At 47.2% G+C, this 19,935-nt stretch carries 13 protein-coding genes and 1 tRNA gene; 9 read left to right on the top strand and 5 right to left on the bottom strand.

Annotated elements, in window-relative coordinates; translation table 11 throughout:
* Positions 1-57: 57 nt before the first annotated feature.
* Both J0L70_RS22730 and J0L70_RS22725 read left to right on the top strand, forming a co-directional pair.
* Positions 58-606, top strand: coding sequence for a Uma2 family endonuclease (locus J0L70_RS22730; RefSeq protein WP_287455948.1), 549 nt, complete (start codon positions 58-60; stop codon positions 604-606).
* A gap of 162 nt (positions 607-768) precedes the next feature.
* Positions 769-839: transfer RNA gene (locus tag J0L70_RS22725), tRNA-Gly, on the top strand.
* Positions 840-913: 74 nt separating this feature from the next.
* Here the strand turns inward: J0L70_RS22725 and J0L70_RS22720 are convergent.
* Positions 914-1,669, bottom strand: a complete 756-nt coding sequence (locus J0L70_RS22720; RefSeq protein ID WP_017285728.1) for a 2-phosphosulfolactate phosphatase family protein — start codon at positions 1,667-1,669, stop codon at positions 914-916.
* Between the two features lie 608 nt (positions 1,670-2,277).
* On the opposite strand from J0L70_RS22720, the gene J0L70_RS22715 reads away from it, so the two are divergent.
* From J0L70_RS22715 to carB, 5 genes are all read left to right on the top strand, one after another.
* Positions 2,278-3,051, top strand: coding sequence for a tetratricopeptide repeat protein (locus tag J0L70_RS22715; RefSeq protein WP_287455947.1), 774 nt, complete (start codon positions 2,278-2,280; stop codon positions 3,049-3,051).
* A 4-nt stretch (positions 3,052-3,055) separates the two neighbouring features.
* Entirely contained in the window at positions 3,056-3,316 is a 261-nt protein-coding gene (locus J0L70_RS22710) for a hypothetical protein (RefSeq protein WP_017285730.1), read from the top strand.
* A 132-nt stretch (positions 3,317-3,448) separates the two neighbouring features.
* Positions 3,449-4,522: a M4 family metallopeptidase gene (locus J0L70_RS22705; RefSeq protein ID WP_287455946.1), complete on the top strand. Its 1,074-nt coding sequence runs from the start codon at positions 3,449-3,451 to the stop codon at positions 4,520-4,522.
* A gap of 15 nt (positions 4,523-4,537) precedes the next feature.
* The gene (locus J0L70_RS22700; RefSeq protein ID WP_268182296.1) at positions 4,538-4,828 is read left to right on the top strand and encodes a protealysin inhibitor emfourin; all 291 of its coding nucleotides are present in this window, start codon (positions 4,538-4,540) and stop codon (positions 4,826-4,828) included.
* Between the two features lie 87 nt (positions 4,829-4,915).
* On the top strand, positions 4,916-8,152 hold the full coding sequence (gene carB, locus J0L70_RS22695) for a carbamoyl-phosphate synthase large subunit (RefSeq protein ID WP_017285733.1): 3,237 nt from the start codon (positions 4,916-4,918) through the stop codon (positions 8,150-8,152).
* A 191-nt stretch (positions 8,153-8,343) separates the two neighbouring features.
* Here the strand turns inward: carB and J0L70_RS22690 are convergent, their stop codons facing one another.
* Positions 8,344-8,499, bottom strand: a complete 156-nt coding sequence (locus J0L70_RS22690; RefSeq protein ID WP_154660818.1) for a hypothetical protein — start codon at positions 8,497-8,499, stop codon at positions 8,344-8,346.
* A 322-nt stretch (positions 8,500-8,821) separates the two neighbouring features.
* Here J0L70_RS22690 and J0L70_RS22685 point away from each other — a divergent pair, with 322 nt between their 5' ends.
* Positions 8,822-9,778 (top strand): RNA polymerase sigma factor, RpoD/SigA family, encoded by a 957-nt coding sequence (locus J0L70_RS22685; RefSeq protein WP_287455945.1) that lies wholly within the window; start codon positions 8,822-8,824, stop codon positions 9,776-9,778.
* A 98-nt stretch (positions 9,779-9,876) separates the two neighbouring features.
* On the opposite strand, the gene J0L70_RS22680 is transcribed toward J0L70_RS22685, so the two are convergent.
* Positions 9,877-11,343 carry a proton extrusion protein PcxA gene (locus J0L70_RS22680; RefSeq protein WP_287455944.1) on the bottom strand — a complete coding sequence of 489 codons (1,467 nt, stop codon included), beginning with the start codon at positions 11,341-11,343 and terminating at the stop codon, positions 9,877-9,879.
* Positions 11,344-11,508: 165 nt separating this feature from the next.
* On the opposite strand from J0L70_RS22680, the gene J0L70_RS22675 reads away from it, so the two are divergent.
* On the top strand, positions 11,509-13,569 hold the full coding sequence (locus J0L70_RS22675) for a recombinase family protein (RefSeq protein WP_287455943.1): 2,061 nt from the start codon (positions 11,509-11,511) through the stop codon (positions 13,567-13,569).
* An 11-nt stretch (positions 13,570-13,580) separates the two neighbouring features.
* Here J0L70_RS22675 and J0L70_RS22670 read toward each other — a convergent pair whose 3' ends face one another.
* Together J0L70_RS22670 and J0L70_RS22665 are read right to left on the bottom strand one after the other, a co-directional pair.
* Positions 13,581-16,439, bottom strand: a complete 2,859-nt coding sequence (locus J0L70_RS22670; RefSeq protein ID WP_287455942.1) for a UPF0182 family protein — start codon at positions 16,437-16,439, stop codon at positions 13,581-13,583.
* Between the two features lie 200 nt (positions 16,440-16,639).
* Positions 16,640-19,828 (bottom strand): MFS transporter, encoded by a 3,189-nt coding sequence (locus J0L70_RS22665; RefSeq protein WP_287455941.1) that lies wholly within the window; start codon positions 19,826-19,828, stop codon positions 16,640-16,642.
* Positions 19,829-19,935 lie beyond the last annotated feature (107 nt).

Raw genomic sequence — 19,935 nt, 5'->3', positions numbered from 1 at the left:
GCGAGTGTGTCAAAATTTTAGGTAACTGAGTTCATCGTCTCTCTGATAAAGAACCTTATGATAGTTCTCCCCCACTTGAAATGGACGATCGAGGAATACCACAGGTTAATCGAGCAAGGATTCCTAGCCGATAAAAAGGTTGAGCTTTTACGTGGAGAGATTATCGAGATGGCTCCAGAAAGCCCTGATCATGCGGATTCTAACAGCGAGGCACATGAATATCTCCTCCTGCTTTTGGGCGATCGGGCGAAAGTCAGAAATGCCAAGCCGATCACCTTACCCAATGGAAGTGAGCCTGAGCCAGATATTTCAGTCTGTGAGCGTCGAGAATATAGATCTCATTATCCTTATCCTGAGAACATCTTCTGGCTAATCGAATACTCAGACTCCACGTTAAAGAAAGATTTAGAGATCAAGTCAAAGATTTATGCTGAAGCAGGAATTCAGGAGTACTGGATTGTCAGTATTCAAACCCACGAGTTGATCGTCATGAGAAATCCTGAAGGTGGAGAATATGAAACTGAATTCCGAGCAAAAGGCGGCACTCTCAATCCTTTGGCATTTCCAGAGTTCGCGATCGATGTGCTAAGAATCATCAATCCTTGAGTTTAGAGTTCGCGATCGTTCTTCTTAATCGATTCAAATCTTAAGAATTTTTGAAAACAAGGAATTGAGTCCGATATCAGTCCTTAATTGCAATCGATTCAATTTTTCCAATTCTTGTAAGATTGAGATAGTGCTGATTTTGCTATGATTTAGAAATTCAGCGCGGGTATAGTTTAGTGGCAAAACGAGACCTTCCCAAGGTTTAGTTGCGAGTTCGATTCTCGCTACCCGCTTCCAAAAAAAAGCCTCCAGCGCGACAAACCGGAGGTTAGCAGAATTTTTAATCTTTTCTAATCTTCATGAGATACTACGCAGCATGAGCGACCACGGCATGTTTGACCAATGTGCCAATCTCACGCTGAATCGGCAGAACATTGAGCGTATCCAACGAAGCGCAATATTTCAGATCTTCGAGGCAATCCAATCGGAGCAACCGCTTGCCGTGGCTGGCATGGTACATCAAACCGAGCAGATTACTTTTCCACTGTTGATACAGCGAAATTGCACCAACCATTTCGTCATTGCCAATCAATTCTTCTAGAGAACAACCCAGTCGCTCAGCCACACTTTGGACGATCGCGCCAGCACACACCGTATCTTCTAGCGCAAAAGACCCTTCCCATCCTGCACCGACAATCCAAACAGTTTCCGGCTGATGTTCAACCAAATAATCAACAACGGCTTTGCGGTTAATTAATGCTGCCGCCAGTACTGTTGGCGAAGCTTGAATCTTTTGCAGAGCACGAGTGCCATTCGTCGTACTGATGAACAGATGACGACCCGTCATTAATTCAGGAGTACAGTCAAGTGGAGAATTTCCTAAATCACAGCCCTCGACTTTACTGCCGCCCCGTTCTCCTGCCCGAAGCCGTTTTTCGGGCGGAAGGGCTTCACTTTGGTGCATGAGTTTGTCCATATCGCTGAAGACATGCACAGCATCCGCACCTGAGGATAGCGCCGTTGCGATCGTACTTGTGGCTCGAAGAACATCAATCGCGATCGCACAATCCGCAGCGTTTTGGGTTGGGGTCAGTTCGGGCGTGTGGAATACAGAGAATTTCATGATTGTAGAGAAATTAGGACTGCGATGAAAAAATCAAAAATTGAAGAGGGTCGCAGACTTCAGAATACTAAATGCTTGGAGAAAATGTGAAACATATCTTAGCGGTTCACTATAGAGTCAAGTCAATAGTAGTCCGAAGTCGTCATTGGCTGCACAGTATGAAGCAACGCTGCGAGTTCGCATTCGTATTGTAAAATCCCACAGTTGGCTGCCGTGTCGATCGCCGAATCGCTGCAAAATCCAAAACAGCCTCCGTATTCTTACTAAAACTCTGGATGATTTGAGACAAAATAATACTGAGTGGGAACTTTAAGACTGTGCAAAGCTGGTGCGAAGATTCCGCAAAGTTACGGAAACCTTTAACCGCTATCCCTTCCTGTTGATGTCTAAAGTTCTGGTGTTTTTTTGACGGCTATGAAATGGCTCGTTTCAGAAATGGAATCGGACTCTCGTGTAGTGAGTTCTGACCCCTAAAATGCAGAAAATCTATGCTCTGCTGTTTGAGAACATCCAATCTCTGACCGTAGACGTATTCATTTGTGGCACTAGGGCAGAAAGAATTCAGTTAGCGAGTCGGTAACTTTAGTTCATAGACATGTGAGGATGGCATGAACGCTCGTACATCTCTAAATGGTAGTTCCCTAAATACTCAAAAGAACCGTGCAGTCATTTCTGGGCGTGCTGCGGCTCCGAGCCGTCGATCGTCCAATCCTACCCGGTTCAACGCTCAGCGTTCTTCGCGTCCAACGACTTGGCTTGACGCTTCTGCTCAAGATCGCCTACTTCGGCGGCGATCACTCTCAGAAGCTCGACAAGGCAATTATGTAGAAGCGATCGCGGGATTGACCATTTTGATCGATCGCAATCCTGAAAATGCGCTGGATTATAACAATCGAGGTTTAGTCCATTTTCAATGCGGTGATCAAGATGCCGCGCTCGAAGACTACAACAAAGCGATCCAACTCAATCCTCGACTCGCAGGGGCTTATAATAATCGCGCCAATTATTATGCGGCTCAAGGAGAATTAGAAGCCGCGATCGCAGATTATGACATGGCAGTCGATCTTGACCCTACCAATATTCGAGCTTGGTTAAATCAAGGCATTACCTTTCGGGATTTGGGATTATACGTAGACGCGATCGAAAATTTTGAACACGCTCTGCAAATCAAAGAATTAATGTCGATTAATCTCGACGACAATTCGATATTGGAAGCCCACATTTATGCAGCCCGAGGAAGAGCGCACCATTTAGTAGGCGATTGGAATTTCGCGATGGCTGATTATCGCCGGGCGCTGAATTTGATCCCAGAATCTGAGATTTCGGGTAATCGAGTGCGATCTCAGGTGAATAATTGGATCAAAGCACTCACAGATTCCTAAAAATATGGAAGACAACACAACAATTTCAGTCTGTATTGGCACATTCGACCCATCGGGAATCCCAATTACGATCACCCGGCATCTGAGCGACTGTGCCACAGTTGCATTTCAAGCCATCACACTGAATTTATTGCTCGCACAGACATTTAATCTTGACCCAGCTGAAACTGTTGAGATTCACCACGAAGGTGGATCTGGAATCCGCATCAATCGTACGCTAAAAGGATTTATCGGCTACGCCGGAACTTACTCAAACAACTCTTAAGCAAGTTACGATCGCGACTTTCTGAAGAAAATGTAGTTAGAGCCGAACTCTGTCTCAGAGCGATTTAAAGTGGATGAGCGCTACAGGCAAGTCAGATTCTTCACTTTGAAAGAGACTAGGAGCAATCTACATATGAGAAACCGTCGTCAATCTCGCTGCCGCCGTAGAGATCAGCATATTTGTACAATCTGTTGCATCGTGCCGCCTCATATCACCGATCGCATCATTATCAATGGAACTGAGACTCAGCGCGATTGGGCATTACAAAATCTTCGGGTTTCAGAACAGTTTCGAGGACGGCGGGAAGTCATAGGTGCAGCCATCCAGCCTTTCCTTGTCGCTGCAAATGAAAAACGTCGAACAATTTATAACGCAGCAAATAGAACAAGGTTGCCTGGGAGAATCGTACGGGGAGAAACATCTCCAGCCGTATCCGATGTTGCAGTTAACGAGGCATTTGATGGGTCAGGAGCCGTCTATGACTTTTTCAAAGAGGTCTATGAGCGTGACTCGATCGATGACTATGGAATGCGCCTCAATTCGACAGTTCATTACGGGCAGCGCTACAATAACGCCTTCTGGAACGGTAGCCAGATGGTCTATGGCGATGGCGATGGGGAATTGTTTAATCGCTTTACGATTTCGCTGGATGTGATTGCTCATGAATTGACACACGGCATTACCCAAACTGAAGCAGGACTGGTTTATCAAGGACAGTCAGGGGCCTTGAATGAGTCTTTTTCGGATGTATTTGGCGTTTTAGTCAAGCAGAAAGTTTTGAATCAGACGGCAGATCAGGCTGATTGGCTGATTGGAGCCGGATTGCTGACTGCTAAAGTCAATGGCGAGGCATTGCGATCGATGAAAGCTCCCGGAACAGCTTATGACGATCGAGTGCTCGGCAAAGATCCCCAGCCTGCAGAGATGAAAAATCTCTACAAAGGAACAGCAGACAATGGCGGAGTGCATATCAATTCTGGAATTCCCAATCGCGCCTTCTACCTAGTAGCATCTGCCTTAGGCGGATATGCCTGGGAAAAAGCGGGCAAGATTTGGTACATTGCCTTGACCGAGCGGTTACGGACTTCATCGAATTTCCAAGACGCAGCGCGGGCAACCGAAACGATCGCATCTGAGTTATACGGCATAGATAGCACAGAGCAACAAGCCGTTCAAAATGCTTGGAGAACCGTTGGAGTGATTTAAATTTCAGAGGGAAAGATGAAAGTCACGCTAGAGCAGAGTGGCGGGTTCGCGGGGTTAATGATCATGAGAACCATCGATACTCAGGATCTTTCCCTGTCTGAAGCGCAAGAACTAGAACAATTAGTCAAAGACGCAGATTTTTTTCAACTGAATTCGGTCATCGATCGCGCTCCTCAGCCCGATCGGTTTGGATATCAGTTATCGATCGAAACTGATGAACGATCGCACACGATCCAAGTTAGTGAGACGAATATGCCTGCCCAATTGCGTCCATTAATGGCATGGGTACAAGAAAAAGCGCACTGATCCTTGGGATTAGATAAAGGCAGTACAGAAATCGAATCGAAAGCCTCTAGAATGGTTTGGATTTAGAAAGAAGAGCGTAAATTTACTATGCCCCGTCGCCAAGATCTGCACAAAATTTTGCTCATTGGTTCCGGTCCGATCGTCATCGGGCAAGCCTCCGAGTTTGATTACTCTGGGACTCAAGCCTGTAAAGCACTGCGAGACGAAGGATTTGAGGTGGTTCTAGTGAACTCAAATCCGGCGACAATTATGACCGATCCCGAAACCGCCGATCGCACTTATATTGAACCCCTGACTCCTGAGTTAGTCGAGCAAATCATTATTAAAGAACGCCCGGATGCACTATTGCCGACGATGGGCGGTCAGACTGCGCTCAATCTTGCCGTCTCGCTGGCAAAAAGCGGCGTGTTGGAAAAATATAACGTCGAATTGATCGGAGCAAAGTTACCTGCGATCGAGATGGCGGAAGATCGCAAATTATTCAAAGAAGCAATGGAGCGGATCGGAGTCGGGGTCTGCCCATCCGGACTCGCAGAAACGCTCGAAGAAGCAAAAGTGATCGGGCATCAGATTGGATCATATCCCCTGATTATTCGTCCTGCGTTCACACTCGGCGGATCAGGCGGCGGCATCGCCTATAACCAGCAAGAATTCGAGGAAATTGCTCAGTCGGGGCTGGATGCAAGTCCGGTTTCGCAGATTCTCATCGAAAAATCGCTGCTCGGTTGGAAAGAGTATGAACTCGAAGTCATGCGCGATCTCGCCGACAACGTGGTGATTATTTGCTCGATCGAAAACTTAGATCCGATGGGGATTCATACCGGAGATTCGATCACCGTTGCCCCGGCTCAGACCTTGACTGATAAAGAATATCAACGGCTCAGAGATGCCTCGATCAAAATTATTCGCGAGATTGGAGTCGAAACAGGCGGATCAAACATTCAATTCGCAGTCAATCCGGTGACGGGTGAAGTCGTTGTGATTGAAATGAATCCGCGCGTTTCTCGTAGTTCGGCATTGGCTTCTAAAGCGACAGGATTTCCGATCGCAAAAATGGCAGCCAAACTCGCTGTCGGATATTCCCTGGATGAAATTCCGAATGACATTACCAAGAAAACCCCTGCGAGTTTTGAGCCGACGATCGATTATGTCGTCACCAAAATCCCCCGCTTTGCCTTTGAGAAATTCCCAGGATCTCAACCGTATTTGACGACGCAAATGAAGTCGGTGGGTGAGGCAATGGCAATGGGTCGAACCTTCCAAGAATCGTTCCAAAAAGCGTTGCGATCGCTCGAAACGGGTCGCGCAGGTTGGGGCTGTGATAAGCCGGAAAAACTGCCGAGCTTAGAACAAATTCGCGCCGGATTGAGAACGCCGAATCCCGATCGAATTTTCACCGTGCGTCATGCCATGCTGATGGGAATGCAGAACGATGAAATCTATGAATTGACGAACATTGATCCCTGGTTTCTCGATAAGTTGTCTGACTTGCTTGAAACTGAGAAAACCCTGAAGCGGTTGACGCTCAAAGAGTTGACGCAAGAGAAAATGCTTGCGATTAAGCAACAAGGGTTTAGCGATCGTCAAATTGCGTATGCTACAAAATCGACTGAAGACGAAGTTCGGGCTTACCGCAAATCCTTGAATGTGACTCCGGTTTACAAAACCGTCGATACTTGCGCAGCTGAATTTGAAGCCTTCACTCCCTACTACTACTCCACCTACGATGCAGAGAATGAGGTTGCCCCCTCAACTCGACGGAAAGTGATGATTTTAGGAGGCGGGCCGAACCGCATCGGACAGGGGATCGAGTTCGATTACTGCTGTTGTCATGCGTCTTTTGCGTTGCGAGAAGACGGGTTTGAAACTATTATGGTCAATTCCAACCCTGAAACCGTTTCGACCGACTACGACACCAGCGATCGCTTATATTTCGAGCCGCTAACCAAAGAAGATGTGTTGAACATCATCGAAATGGAACAGCCGGAAGGGGTGATTATTCAATTCGGAGGACAAACGCCTTTGAAATTAGCGGTTCCCCTCGCTGCATTCCTCAAACAAGGCACAGTTTCGACCAAAATTTGGGGAACGTCGCCGGACTCGATCGACACGGCTGAAGATCGCGAACGCTTTGAACAAATCCTGCGCGAGTTGAACATTCAACAACCTGCAAACGGGCTTGCACGGGATTATTCCGGTGCGAAGAAAGTCGCGCGTGAGATTGGTTATCCGGTCGTCGTGCGCCCAAGCTACGTCTTAGGTGGGCGAGCGATGGAGATCGTTTACTCGGACACTGAGTTAGAACGGTACATGACGTATGCAGTTCAAGTGGAGCCGGATCATCCGATTTTGGTTGATCGGTTTCTCGAAAATGCGATCGAAGTCGATGTGGATGCAATCACCGATCAGACCGGTCATGTCGTGATTGGGGGCATTATGGAACACATCGAACAAGCTGGAATTCACTCTGGGGACTCAGCCTGTTCGATCCCACCTGTCACTTTAAAACCAGCCGTTCTCGATCAGATTCGGACTTGGACAGTTCAACTTGCGAAAGCCTTGAAAGTGGTTGGCTTGATGAACATTCAGTTTGCGGTGCAAGGGGATCAAGTCTATATCATTGAAGCGAATCCGCGTGCCTCTCGAACGGTGCCGTTTGTGTCGAAAGCGATCGGGGTGCCACTGGCAAAAATGGCAGCGCGAATCATGTCCGGCAAAACCCTGGCTGATTTGAACTTTACGCAGGAAATCATTCCACAGCACATCTCAGTCAAAGAAGCCGTTCTCCCCTTCGAGAAATTCCCTGGAACCGATACAATTTTGGGTCCAGAAATGCGATCGACGGGCGAAGTTATGGGGATCGATTCTGATTTTGGGAAAGCCTATGCCAAAGCAGAACTCGCTGCCAGTCAGCGTTTGCCGCGTCAAGGCACCGTGTTTGTGTCGATGAACGATCGTGAAAAAACAGCAGTTGTTCCGGCAGTCAAAGAGTTGATGGAGCTTGGCTTTAAAGTCGTTGCAACTGCTGGAACTTGCAAAACGCTAAAAGAACATGGGCTAGATGTCGAACTCGTACTCAAACTGCATGAAGGCAGACCGCATGTGCTGGACTCTATCAAAAATGAGCAGATTCAGTTGATTATCAATACTCCTGCAGGACAAGAGGCGCACGAAGACGATCGCTTAATCCGACGAACAGCATTGACGTACAAGATTCCAATGATTACCACGATCGCAGGGGCAAAAGCGACGGCAGCGGCGATTCGATCAATGCAGGCTGAAGCTTTGACTGTAACGGCTTTGCAGGATTATTTACGTCGATGAGCGAGAACAGAGCGGGGAAGGGGGGAATAGAAAGCCATTAGGCTTGATACGATTTCCCAACCTCCCACTCTAATCTTCTGCCAAAAGATAGATGCCTATTCTAAGAGCGATCGCGTATGCCTATATAACGATTTGCGGCAAACCCGGATATAAATCTAACCGCGATCGCCCTTCATTTCTCAACTGTGCTCTTAATAATATTTAAAGGTTTCCTCAGTCAGATTGTCATATTCGATCGGGGGCAGAAACTTGGCTAAACTCCTCAATTCTGTTACAGATAAGACATTCGTAAAGTTCGTTTCTGATACCGTATTGGCTAAGGCGTGCTTCGCTGAGCCGATTGGCATCTAATCCTCCTTTAGCAAGATTTTTTTCTCAGTAACTTTACAAGACTTAACATAATAAGAGATAATCTTAATATAACCATTCACCTAGACAAATCTAATAAAGGTCAAAAGCGGCACACAGAGTTTACGAGTTTTCGCCATGTCTTTGACACATGGCTATGTAACCATTTCCTAGCGAGGCTGTTTTCAGCCCAAGCTTAGCGCACTTCATAGCAACCATTTTCTAGCCGTGTCCGCCTTCATTTAGATTTCTGAATTTACGCGCGTTCGAGCGTCTGACATTTCACCCAATTGCCCACACCCATCGCTTTCTGATCTTGATATGAAAACCGCTCAGACTCCAACTGATTCCGTCCGTGCTTATCTCCGCGAAATTGGTCGCGTCCCACTGCTGACCCATGAACAAGAAGTGCTCTATGGAAAACAGGTACAGCGATTGGCGATCGTCAATTCGGTCAAAAATGCCTTAATCGAGAAGTTAGGGACAAGCCCTGATGACTCGACTTGGGCACAGGCGGCTGAAGTTTCAGAAACCGAGTTGCGACAGATTTTAGCGGAGGGAGAACTCGCAAAACGTCGCATGGTTGAGGCAAATTTGCGGTTAGTCGTCTCTGTGGCGAAGAAGTATACCAAGCGCAATGTCGAACTGATGGATTTAATCCAAGAAGGAACGATTGGGATGCAGCGGGGGGTCGAAAAATTTGATCCCACCAAAGGCTATCGATTCTCAACCTATGCGTACTGGTGGATTCGGCAGGCAATTACCCGAGCGATCGCAGAAAAGGGGCGAACGATTCGCTTACCGATTCATATTACCGAGAAGCTCAATAAGATTAAAAAAGCACAGCGTAGCCTGTCTCAACGCTTAGGTCGAGCAGCAACGCTAGGAGAACTCGCCACCGAATTAGAATTGCCGATCGCACAAATTCGCGATTATCTAGAACGCGCACGAGTACCCTTATCGCTCGATCTGCGAGTTGGGGATAATCAGGATACAGAATTAGGGGAACTGCTAGAAGATCCAGGCATGTCGCCCGAAGAATTTACAGCGCAGACTTCGCTAAAGCTAGATTTAGATGCGTTGATGTCAGATTTGACTCCGCAGCAACGTGAAGTCTTAGCGTTGCGTTTTGGCTTAGAAGATGGCAAGGCGTTGACCCTGGCGAAAATTGGCGATCGCTTAAATATTAGCCGAGAGCGAGTCCGTCAGATTGAGCGCGAAGCGTTGACGAAATTGCGGAAGCGGAAAGGGGATATGGGGGAGTATTTGGCGAGCTAGGAAAAGTGGGGAGTGGGGAGTAGGGAAGTAGGAAAAGCCTTTCGAGTTTTCATTGAAGGTAAGAGCGTTTCTCCCCACTCCCTACCCCTCTACTCCTTCTACTCATTCATCTCCCGATACGTCGCCACCGCAGACGGCGAGACACGGTTTAGATACCGGAAAATCCAATACTTGAAAATCGTATCTAGAATCACTGGGAACGTTGCGATAAATAAGAAAATGAAATCGCGATTAGCAGGTAAGCCGAAATGTTTTGAAACGCTTTCAAGAATGATTTCCCACCCGTGGGGAGAGTGAAAGCCGACAAAGACATCGGTAAACAAAATGATGATAAATGCCTTAGCACTGTCACTGAGTCCGTAAACCGTCTCATCCATAAACGATTTGAGAATGTCGATCTCGCGTTTACCATTCAGCAAAATTAAGACAAATGCGATCGTGCCTGCGATATCAGCAATCCAATTTTTAATTGCATTCGCACTTTGAGTCGAAAAACTTGCTGCAATTTCAGTCGCTTTTTCTCGAACTCGCACCTCAACTTGTTCTGATCGCTCTTTGACTCTGGCTTCGCGTTCTTCAGCAGGCAAGGTTTCTCGTTCAAACGTCTCTCTGAGCAGATTTTCAAATTTCAGACGTTCCTCGAAGCCCTGCAATTCTCTCAGAGCTTCCTCTGCCATTTCACCATTGAGAAAAATACGATCGGGGTTTTCAACTTTGAAATTCTGCGTAATCCACGCACCCGGAATCAGATAGTTCGATAATGCAATATTGCGAACCCCTTGCTGCACGAGCAACGGCACCAAAATCAAAATGAGAACGAATCGAACTGCTAATAAAGTTTTGACCTTTGAAACTCTGTAATTTTGTAGCACTTCGGCTTCGGATTTGGGATCGAGATCTCGCCTCAGCCGATTGAGCGTCGTGAGAATCGATCGAGGCAGTAACCCAGTTTTATCAGAAAGGCTTTCAAAATCTTCGGACTTTTCGGCTGCATTCGCTGGAATGTTTTGAGTATCCGCAACGGTAAGATTGGGTTCAGAATTCTTTTTGTCAGGTTTGGTTGTTTTATCGGGACTTCCATTCATTTCAACTGCAAGCATCGAAGCTGAAACTGCTTCTAACGTCAGTTGCTCCTCTGCATATCGCATCAACACTTCATCAATAAATCGCAGCTTTTCGAGCGTGATGGAGGGTTTATCCTGGACAGTCGGCACAAATCGATCAGTTCCTACCTCAGTAGTTTCGATCGTCCGTAATGTATCCGCCGTTTGATTGGGATTGGTAATCGCCAAGGCTGAACGACTGCGATGAAACTCGGTCAATCTCATCCGAATGTTTCGCAGATACTTCTGCAAATCTTTTTCAAAATAAGCGAGTGCATTCCCTCGAAGCTGAGTCGCACGAGGCGAAATTTTCTGTCCGCCGAAATGCTCATTCTCGATCGCTCTAATTTTAAGAGCCGCATCATAAGCCTGATCTAGCGCTCGATCTGGGGTTTCGAGATACCATTGTTCAGCACGCCGAACGTAGTTTCTCAATTGTGACAACAGCGAATTATTGTTCATAGCTCAAGACGTAGCAAGTGCAAGATCAAACATCAGTGGAGAAGCAGAGGCAAACTGCAATGATCGCTCTATTCTAAAACTGCTTTTTCAGAAGATCTAGAATACAAGAACATCTTTATCATTAAAGGTGAGCAACATCCTAGCAAATTGTGTTGAGGCGATTCCGTGCAAAAGCAAACAGTTCAATCTGTCTGGATTACAGGAGCCACTCGCAGCGGCAAAACAGATCGATTGGTGGCACAAGCTTGCGAATGGATGAAAATGAAGCGCTCTGGAATTTTAGTGCTGGCAGCGATCGGAGATAATCGTCTGGCATTGAGCGATCGCATTAGCGAAGCAACGCAAGGAAAATTTCCGTTTCGCGCGACAACGCCGCTCGGATTCTTTGAGGATGAAGTGACGCTTTTTTGGGCTTTGCTGGTGCAACGCTTAGATCTGAAAGCTCAGTTTCCGCTGAGGTTGCGCCCTGAGAATGAACAGGAACTCGCGACCAAACTTTGGCGAGTGGAATTAGATCACGCAATCGCTGAAGCTGGCATTCCTGAAGCTAGATTAGTGCGGCGAGTTCTAGATTTGATGCAGCTTGCAGCCTTAAGTGGTTTGTCGATCGAGGAAATTCCAGCATTGCTCCATCAAGGCTTACTAAAAGTTGAAGGAAAAATTTCAGAATTAGCTTTGTCGCCAGAAACAATTGGAGAAATGATGCAGCGTTGGCGAGCCTGGTGCTTGCGGCGAGGATTGTTGACTTATAGCTTGATCACAGATTTGTACGGACGTTATTTACTCCATGATCCGGTATATCAGCAGCATTTGTTAGAGCGGTTTCAGGCGGTCGTCGCAGATGATCTCGATGAGTATCCGGCAATTGTGCGATCGCTGTTTGATTTTTTGCTTGATCGAAACATCCCTTGCGCGTTTAGCTTTAACCCGAATGGAGCGGTGCGATTAGGCTTGGGAGCCGATCCAGCTTACTTAGCACAGTTAAGCGATCGCTGTACAGTCGTGGAACTGAGCGATCGTACTCATCCTTGTTTGATCGATCAATTAGGAGAATCGATTTTAGATCTCGTCAGTGATCCGATCTTTTTTGCGAGTTTGCCAGAGTCGATTCAAACGCTTCAGACCACGACTCAGGCACAATTGATTCGCCACACCGCAGAAGTGATCATTAAAGGCGTGCAATCCGGGCAAGTCGAACCGCGCGAGATTGCTTTAATTGGACCTGGGATTGATCCGATTTCTCGCTACGCGTTACGAGAAATTCTGACCCGCCAAAATATTCCAGTCGAGTTGCTCAACGATCAGCGCCCTTTAGCCAGTAGCCCGATTGTGCGATCGCTGCTCACTTTACTGACGCTGATCTATCCAGGCTTAGGCAGAGCGACAAATCAAGATACGATCGCTGAAATGTTAGTCATTCTCAGTCAAAAAACTGAATTGACAACAACCTATGTGATTGATCCGGTTCGGGCTGGATTACTTGCTGATCATTGTTTCGAGCCACATCCAGACCAACCGCGTTTACTTGCTGCAAATACGTTTCCTCGCTGGGATCGTTTAGGGTATCAAGCCTCTGAAGCCTATGAGGGAATTGTGCGCTGGATTGAGTCACAACGATCGCAGTTAGACCATCGTTTGATTGCTAGCCCGGTCGTCATGCTCGATCGAGCAATTCAGCGATTCTTTTTTGGGGGAAGTCATCTGCCTTTTGATCAACTGGCTGGACTGCGAGAATTGATCGAGACGGCTCAGCATTATTGGGAAGTAGACGATCGATTGCGCCGGAGCGATCTCAGTGATGCACCTCAATCGCTGACGGTGCGAAATTTTATTCAACTGCTCAGAAGTGGAGCGGTCACTGCAAATCCATTCCCAGTCCGGTTGATTGAGCCGAATGCGGTGACATTGGCAACTGTGTTTCAATATCGTTCCACTCGGCGATCGCATCGGTGGCAGTTTTGGCTAGATGCAGGCTCGTCACGTTGGTTAAGTGGAGTCGATTCACTATTTGCGGCTCCGTTATTTTTGCAAGATTGGTCAGGGCGAGTCTGGGATGTAGAAGATACTCAGATGATGAATGAACAACGATTACGACGCATTTTACTCGATCTACTAGCCCGTGCTGAGGAGCGCTTATTCTTGTGCTACAGCGACCTTTCGACGAGCGGACAAGAACAAACCGGAGTGTTGACGACGCTTGTGAATGCAGCGATTCCTTTAAGTTAAGTTGTCTTCGACTAGGGCGTAGGTGCTTCAACGGGACGAACGATCGGTTCAGGCGTGGGTTCGGCACGGAAAATAGCCTGCAAAGCTTGCTCTAAGGTTTCAGCCATCACAATGCGATTTTCATAAGCAACAATCACTCGAACTAAGGTCGGTAAACTGTTTTGATCAGCTTCTAGATAAAGTGGTTCAACATACAGCAGCGATTGTTCGATCGGAATAACTAGTAAGTTCCCTTGAATTGCTTTTGAGCCTTGGCGGTTCCATAGAGAGATTTGCTGAGAGATGACTGGATCTTGATTAATTCGGGCTTCAATCTGTTCAGTTCCAAAAATTAGCCGCTCTTTCGGAAAGGTATAGAGTAGCAAGCGACCATAATTTTCACCATCAGCACGGGCTGCTAGCCAAGCGACTAAATTTGTTCGCTGGCGAGGAGTATAGGGAAGCAGTAAAATAAACTCTTCAAATGGAACATTTGGTAAACTCGTAATCAGATAGTACGGCTCAACAGGGCGCGTTTCGCTGCCGTACACTTCATTCGGAATTTGCCATTGATCCTCTCGATTGTAGAACACTTGCGGATCAGTCATGTGATAGGTCATCAAGCGATCGGATTGCAAATTGAAGAAGTCAACAGGATAGCGAATATGTTGCCGGAGTGCTGCTGGCATCGCGCTCAATGGCTTAAATAAACTGGGAAAAATCCTAGACCAAGTTTGAATCATCGGATCAGTGGGATCTGCGACGTAGAAAGTAACAAACCCGTGATAAGCATCAATCACAACTTTCACAGAATTCCGAATGTAATTGATTCCTTCTACTAGGTCGGAATAAGGATAGTGATTGCTCGTGGTGTAAGCATCAACAATCCAGTAAAGATTGTTCTGAGCCGGAGCAGTGCTACTATCAGCAGCAACTAAGTAAGGATCGCGATCGTACATCAAAAAAGGTGCGATCTCTCGAATTCGCTGATTGATATTTCGGCGAAACAGGAGTTTGGTCTGTGGAGTAAATTCTCGCGTGACAAGGACTCGCCAATCTTTGAGATATACGGCAAACAATGCCCGTTGCCAGAGCGAATTTAATGCAATTCCGCCGCGTCCATCATAGGAATTATAGGTATTGTCACTTCCGCTCGGAAAATCTAGCTCTCGTTGGCGAGTTCCCGTCATGACATAAGGATCTGTAATTTCGCCATAGTAGATGCGAGGTCGTTCGATCGGAATACTTTCTCGAATCGATGGACTTGACGTGACTAGCGCCCCTTCTCCCTCATTGCCAATATCTCTAACAAAGTATTCGGGAAGTCCTCCAGCAGCTACGGTATTTACTGGACTGACCGTAAAGCCATAGCCATGAGTATAGATTAAATGGCGATTTACCCAAGTTTGAGCTTCTTGCGGCACCGCGTTGTAATCTAATTCTCTCGCAGCAATCAGGACTTGCCGCTGTTCTCGCGGCGCAGTGGGTTCTGTCCGTAGGGTATAGCGATCGATGTCTGCATCTGGAAATCGGTAGTACAGCCGGATCTGCTGAAGCTGACGGTTTGTGTCTAAAAGTGGACGTTGATCCCAAAGGCGAATATTGCGAATCGTGAGGGGATTGTTTCGCAGATCCGCTTCACTCAACTGTCCCTGTGGGTTAAACGTTTGAATATCAATATCATTCAATCCAAACGCTTGCCGAGTTAGCGCGATCGTTCGCTCGATATAGGGACGCTCTCGAACCAGTTCATTCGGCTGAACTGCCACCGATTGCACAAGTTCAGGAATGAAAATCCCTGCGATCGCTAATACTCCATACACCACTAAGCCAATTCCAACCCAACGCCGCCGTTTGGATTGGGGCTGCCAAAAGATACAGCGTCCCAAAAGGTAAAGTGCAATTACACTCGCAGTTGTTCCTAGGGCAATATAAGCCGGGAGTTGGGCGACGACATCGGTATAGCTAGCTCCGAAAGATGCGCCTCTTCTGGAATATAGCAATTCATAGCAACTGAGCCAATAGCCAATTGTGATTGTTCCAATCACTCCAGCACTCACACCGAACAGATGACGTTGCTGTGGAGGCGAAAATCCAAGAAATCTACCTTCACTTAAACTATGTCCAGATGTGAGATAAGTTAAAGCAACGGCAATAAATCCATAGAGTGTAAGTCCAATCCACCAAAGAACTAAAAGCTCAATAAAAGGCAGTGTAAAAATATAAAACCCGATGTCGCGATTGAATAGCGGTTCAGTTGCATTAAATGCTGTAGGTTGAAGATACTGTAAGACCGTTGCCCAGTGTTGTGCAGCAATAAATCCGAGCAGAGCCGCAAAAACAACTGCGATCGCACTCAACGTAAACTGCGGATAAACGAGTACAGCGATCGCTGCCAAAATTGCTCCAGATGTATACCCTACCTGTGTACTAATCTGCTGTCCAACTTGCCAAATTGCGAAGAGATTAAACATCGAAATGGGCATTGGTAGGTTGACCTCTCCAATCTGCCAGTACTGCACTGCGATTTGCCCGTAGTGAATGAGGATTAACGCAAGCAGCAAACTGAGTCCGAATGTGAGCGGCAACAGGGTTCTTAAGCGCAGGGGCAGAATCGAGAGCGGAGGTTTGCGAAGTTCGAGGGTGTCCGCTTGAGGAGATGGATGTTTGAGTTGATTGGCTCGTTTCAGATTCCAGCGAAAATATGCGATCGTAATAGCTGTCACCCCAAGCCACAGTAATCCTTGAGTCGTAAGTCGGAGCAGAAAGACTGGGAGATAGCTGACTTCCTGAAACCAGAGAAGTTCTGCTCCGAAGCGCGCTATGACATCCAGAAGAATCCATCCTCCGAAGCACAGAATCAGAAATCGCAAGAAAATCTGTTTGAACACGGTGACTGAGGGTTAATCAAAAGAAAGCATGACTAAGCCTAGCACTGATGGCAGGGTTACAGAGAAATGTAGGGTCAAGATATGTAGCGATCTGATTTAGGACTGGAGAACCCATTTCAACTCTGAATCTATAGCTATCCCCAAACTGCGCGATGGCAATTTGGGGATAGGAGCTAATTAGAGAGAGTTCATCTCAATACTTAGATGCCAACGGCGATCGCACCTGCTAAGGCTGATGCACCTGCTGAAACAAGAGCTGTGCCGAACAACCACCAAGCTGCTGTTTCTGCGGCTTTGCGGGTTTCTTCGGTCTGCTTTTTCGCTTGGCGTTTCACTTCTTCTAACCGCATCTGAGCTTCGGTCTGGAACCGCTCAGCTCGGCGTAAAACCGTATTCCGAGTATTTTCAACGCGATCGATAATCCGATTCGCCTCGGCTTCGGAAATGTCATCGCGGGAAGACAGCAAGGCGACGAGCGTATCGCGATTAAAGCTGCCTAAGCGATCGCGCAATGCCTCAAAACCTGCCTTCGGATCGTGGAACAAGGTGCGGAGATCATCGCTGATGCCGTCATAGTTCAATTCGGGGCGATCCATCGAATTCAGGTAATCCCGAATGCGATTGAGAATGCCATCAATCACGCTCTGAATCCGCGTTTGAATCGCTTGAATTTGAGCGGTGAATTGATCACGAACCGAGAGAACTTGATCAACCACGCGGCTTGCTTCTTCCTCGGTCATGTCCTGACGCTGCGCGAGCAACGCAATCATCGTTGCTCGATCGATGTGAGATAAGCGATCTCCGAGCAGACCGAATCCAGTTCTCGGATCTCTCAGCAAAATCGTTAAATCGCGCTTAATTCCATCAGGATTGAGTTCTTCTTTGTCCGTGTTCCGCAGATAGTTCTCAAAGGTCGATTGGAAGTCTTGCACGCGATGCTGAGTTCGAGAAGCCAAGCGACGAGGAGCACGCACGATGCTACGAATCGAAGTTTGAACTTGATCGACCATGCGGTTTGCTTGTTCTTCTGTTAAATCAGGGCGCTGAGCAAGCAGTTTGACGATCGTGTCTCGATCCACTTGCGATAATCGCCGACCTAAGCGATACGCGCCTGTTTTCGGATCATTGAGTAAGATCGTCAAATCGCGCTTAATCCCTTCTGGATCAAGCTCAGAGAGATTCGTATTACGAAGATAAGTTTCAATCGTCGTCGTGACACTATCAACTTGATCTTTCGCTTTACTAACGGCAATTTGAGGCGCATGAAGAATGTTATGGCGAACGTCTTCAAGCTGGCGAACGATGCGATCGGCTTCTTCAGGAGTCAAGTCTTGACGCTGACCGAGCAGTTGCACCAAGGTATCGCGATCAAACTGGCTTAACCGTCCTCGTAGTGCCGAAGCTCCAGCCTGTGGATCATCGAGCAACAATCGGAAATCGCGCTTGATGCCTTCAGGATTCAATTCGCTCTTATCTGTATTGCGCAGGTAAGATTCCACTCTCAATCGTAGGGCTTCTGCTTCAGAACGCACTCTGTTCTGAACGTCTTGAGCAGAATTCAGCACGCGATCGCGAGTCGATTCAAATCGACCCACAATGTTATCCGCTTCTTCAGGAGTCAAATCTTGGCGCTGGCTGAGCAATTGCACCAAAGTATCGCGATCGAAATGGCTCAACCGAGTTCTCAGCGCGTCATAACCCGCTTCCGGATCATCGAGCAGAAGCGCAACTTCACGCTCGATCGCATCAGGATTCAACTCATCTTTGTTGGTATTGCGCAGATAGTGCTCAACCCGACTTCTGAGATCCGTCGATTCGGACTGTTCTTCTGCCTGCTGAACTGTACTCAGCACAGTTGAGCGAATGACTTCAAGCTGATCGGCAATTTCCGCAACTCGTGCCACAGGTAAGTCGCCGCGTTGCGTTAGCAGGTTGACAAAATCACCACGATTGAGGCGTTCTAATTCGCGTCTCACCACAGCCGGATCAGCTTCTGGATCATAGAGAACTTCACGAAATTCAGTCTCTAAAGTCTCACGATTAAAGTGCCAAGCATAGCTATTTAACAGATAGTTCTCAACGTCAGCTTTAATCGGACTGAAGCCAGAAGTTGCTTTCTCAGCGACATTCTGTGCGCCTTGAGTAATCTTGTCTCTTGCACTTTGAAGCTGTCCCATGATCTTTTCAACATCGAGATCAGAGAGATCCGTCCGTCCCATGACCGTTCCCATCAACGTTGAGAACCCGAACTGCATCGCACGATCAACTAAGCTCGGTTGCTCTGCTTTATTCGATTGTGCCAACGAAGATAAAGTATCGCGCATTCCCGAAACTTGATCTTGCTGAGTGTTCTGCAAGATTTGACCTTGACGGCGCACTTCTTCAGTCAGTTGATCCAAGCGGCGACTGAGTTCATTCGTATCGACTTGCCCCGATTGAACCGTTTTCAGATACTCAACGAGTTCTTGAGTTGGGTCTTGGCGAGGTTGATAGCGTCCGATCGTGTCTTTCCAAACTGAATCTAATTGATCAACCAATCGAGCCGCGTCTCTTTTCGAGAGATCTGTCCGGTTGCTGATCAAATTCACAAACGTATTGCGATCAACACTGCGCAATCGATCGATCACATCAGCAGGCGATCCTGTACCCACAATATTCTGGAGTTCAGGGTCATGCACCAGCTTTTCCAACTCGCCTCGAATATTGCGAAAATCCAACTGTTGCGGACGAATCCGCTCTAGATAGTCTTCTAATGAATCGCGCACACTTGCTGGATCAAGCCCAGATCCCAATTCTCGTCGCACGGCGGCGGCAGCGGCTTCAGCAGTCGAAACAACCTGCTGATTCACCGCTCTTGCTCCCAGTGCTGCGGTTGCAGTTCCAACGATCGCTTGGAAGCCTGAAGTTGCCGTATTAACGACAGAACCGATCAATGATCCAACTGTCGTCGAACTGACCCAAACCAATAGGGTAAAGTAGGCAGCCCAGATGACAACACCAATGATCGCACCCAGACTAGCAGTGGTCAACAAGCTCAATTTCACAGCTAATAAGCAAGCAATGAACAATGAAATGGACACTGTAATCAGCGTCCACATGCCCACTGCGAATCCGATTTTGCGAATCGTTCCGCCACCATTGCCAGAAGCATGATGATCATCATCATCTGAAGATCGTCCGAGATACGAAATCCCAGCCGCGACAGAAAGATTTGTAAACAGTAATTGAAATGCAAACGCTAATACAATGCCTGAAATTAGAGCGACAAAGAATCGAGGACCTGAAAACACCAATGCAGCTTGCTCTGGTGTTGACACCCGTCCGTCGATCGGAACCTGCGCCAGAAAACTCTGACCGAGTTCCAATGTTAAATTTGTTACTTGACTCATAGAAATTCCCTCATCAGACTTCGCCTAACACAACATCTGTGTCAGTGAGGCTGCAATTTTGAAACACTACCTTTGACGCTAGAATCGCTGAGTGTACGGGTTCTAAG

Origin of the sequence: Leptolyngbya sp. UWPOB_LEPTO1 (assembly GCF_017302695.1) — a bacterium.
GTDB lineage: Bacteria > Cyanobacteriota > Cyanobacteriia > Leptolyngbyales > Leptolyngbyaceae > Leptolyngbya > Leptolyngbya boryana.
Note: the sequence above shows the minus strand (reverse complement) of the source record. Positions and strands in the feature narration are given on the sequence as shown.

Bases quoted from the DNA above. Each gene is read 5' to 3' on its own strand.
- J0L70_RS22730 (WP_287455948.1), top strand. From the start codon at position 58: ATGATAGTTCTCCCCCACTTGAAATGGACGATCGAGGAATACCACAGG.
- J0L70_RS22720 (WP_017285728.1), bottom strand. From the start codon at position 1,669: ATGAAATTCTCTGTATTCCACACGCCCGAACTGACCCCAACCCAAAAC.
- J0L70_RS22715 (WP_287455947.1), top strand. From the start codon at position 2,278: ATGAACGCTCGTACATCTCTAAATGGTAGTTCCCTAAATACTCAAAAG.
- J0L70_RS22710 (WP_017285730.1), top strand. From the start codon at position 3,056: ATGGAAGACAACACAACAATTTCAGTCTGTATTGGCACATTCGACCCA.
- J0L70_RS22705 (WP_287455946.1), top strand. From the start codon at position 3,449: ATGAGAAACCGTCGTCAATCTCGCTGCCGCCGTAGAGATCAGCATATT.
- J0L70_RS22700 (WP_268182296.1), top strand. From the start codon at position 4,538: ATGAAAGTCACGCTAGAGCAGAGTGGCGGGTTCGCGGGGTTAATGATC.
- carB (WP_017285733.1), top strand. From the start codon at position 4,916: ATGCCCCGTCGCCAAGATCTGCACAAAATTTTGCTCATTGGTTCCGGT.
- J0L70_RS22690 (WP_154660818.1), bottom strand. From the start codon at position 8,499: ATGCCAATCGGCTCAGCGAAGCACGCCTTAGCCAATACGGTATCAGAA.
- J0L70_RS22685 (WP_287455945.1), top strand. From the start codon at position 8,822: ATGAAAACCGCTCAGACTCCAACTGATTCCGTCCGTGCTTATCTCCGC.
- J0L70_RS22680 (WP_287455944.1), bottom strand. From the start codon at position 11,343: ATGAACAATAATTCGCTGTTGTCACAATTGAGAAACTACGTTCGGCGT.
- J0L70_RS22665 (WP_287455941.1), bottom strand. From the start codon at position 19,828: ATGAGTCAAGTAACAAATTTAACATTGGAACTCGGTCAGAGTTTTCTG.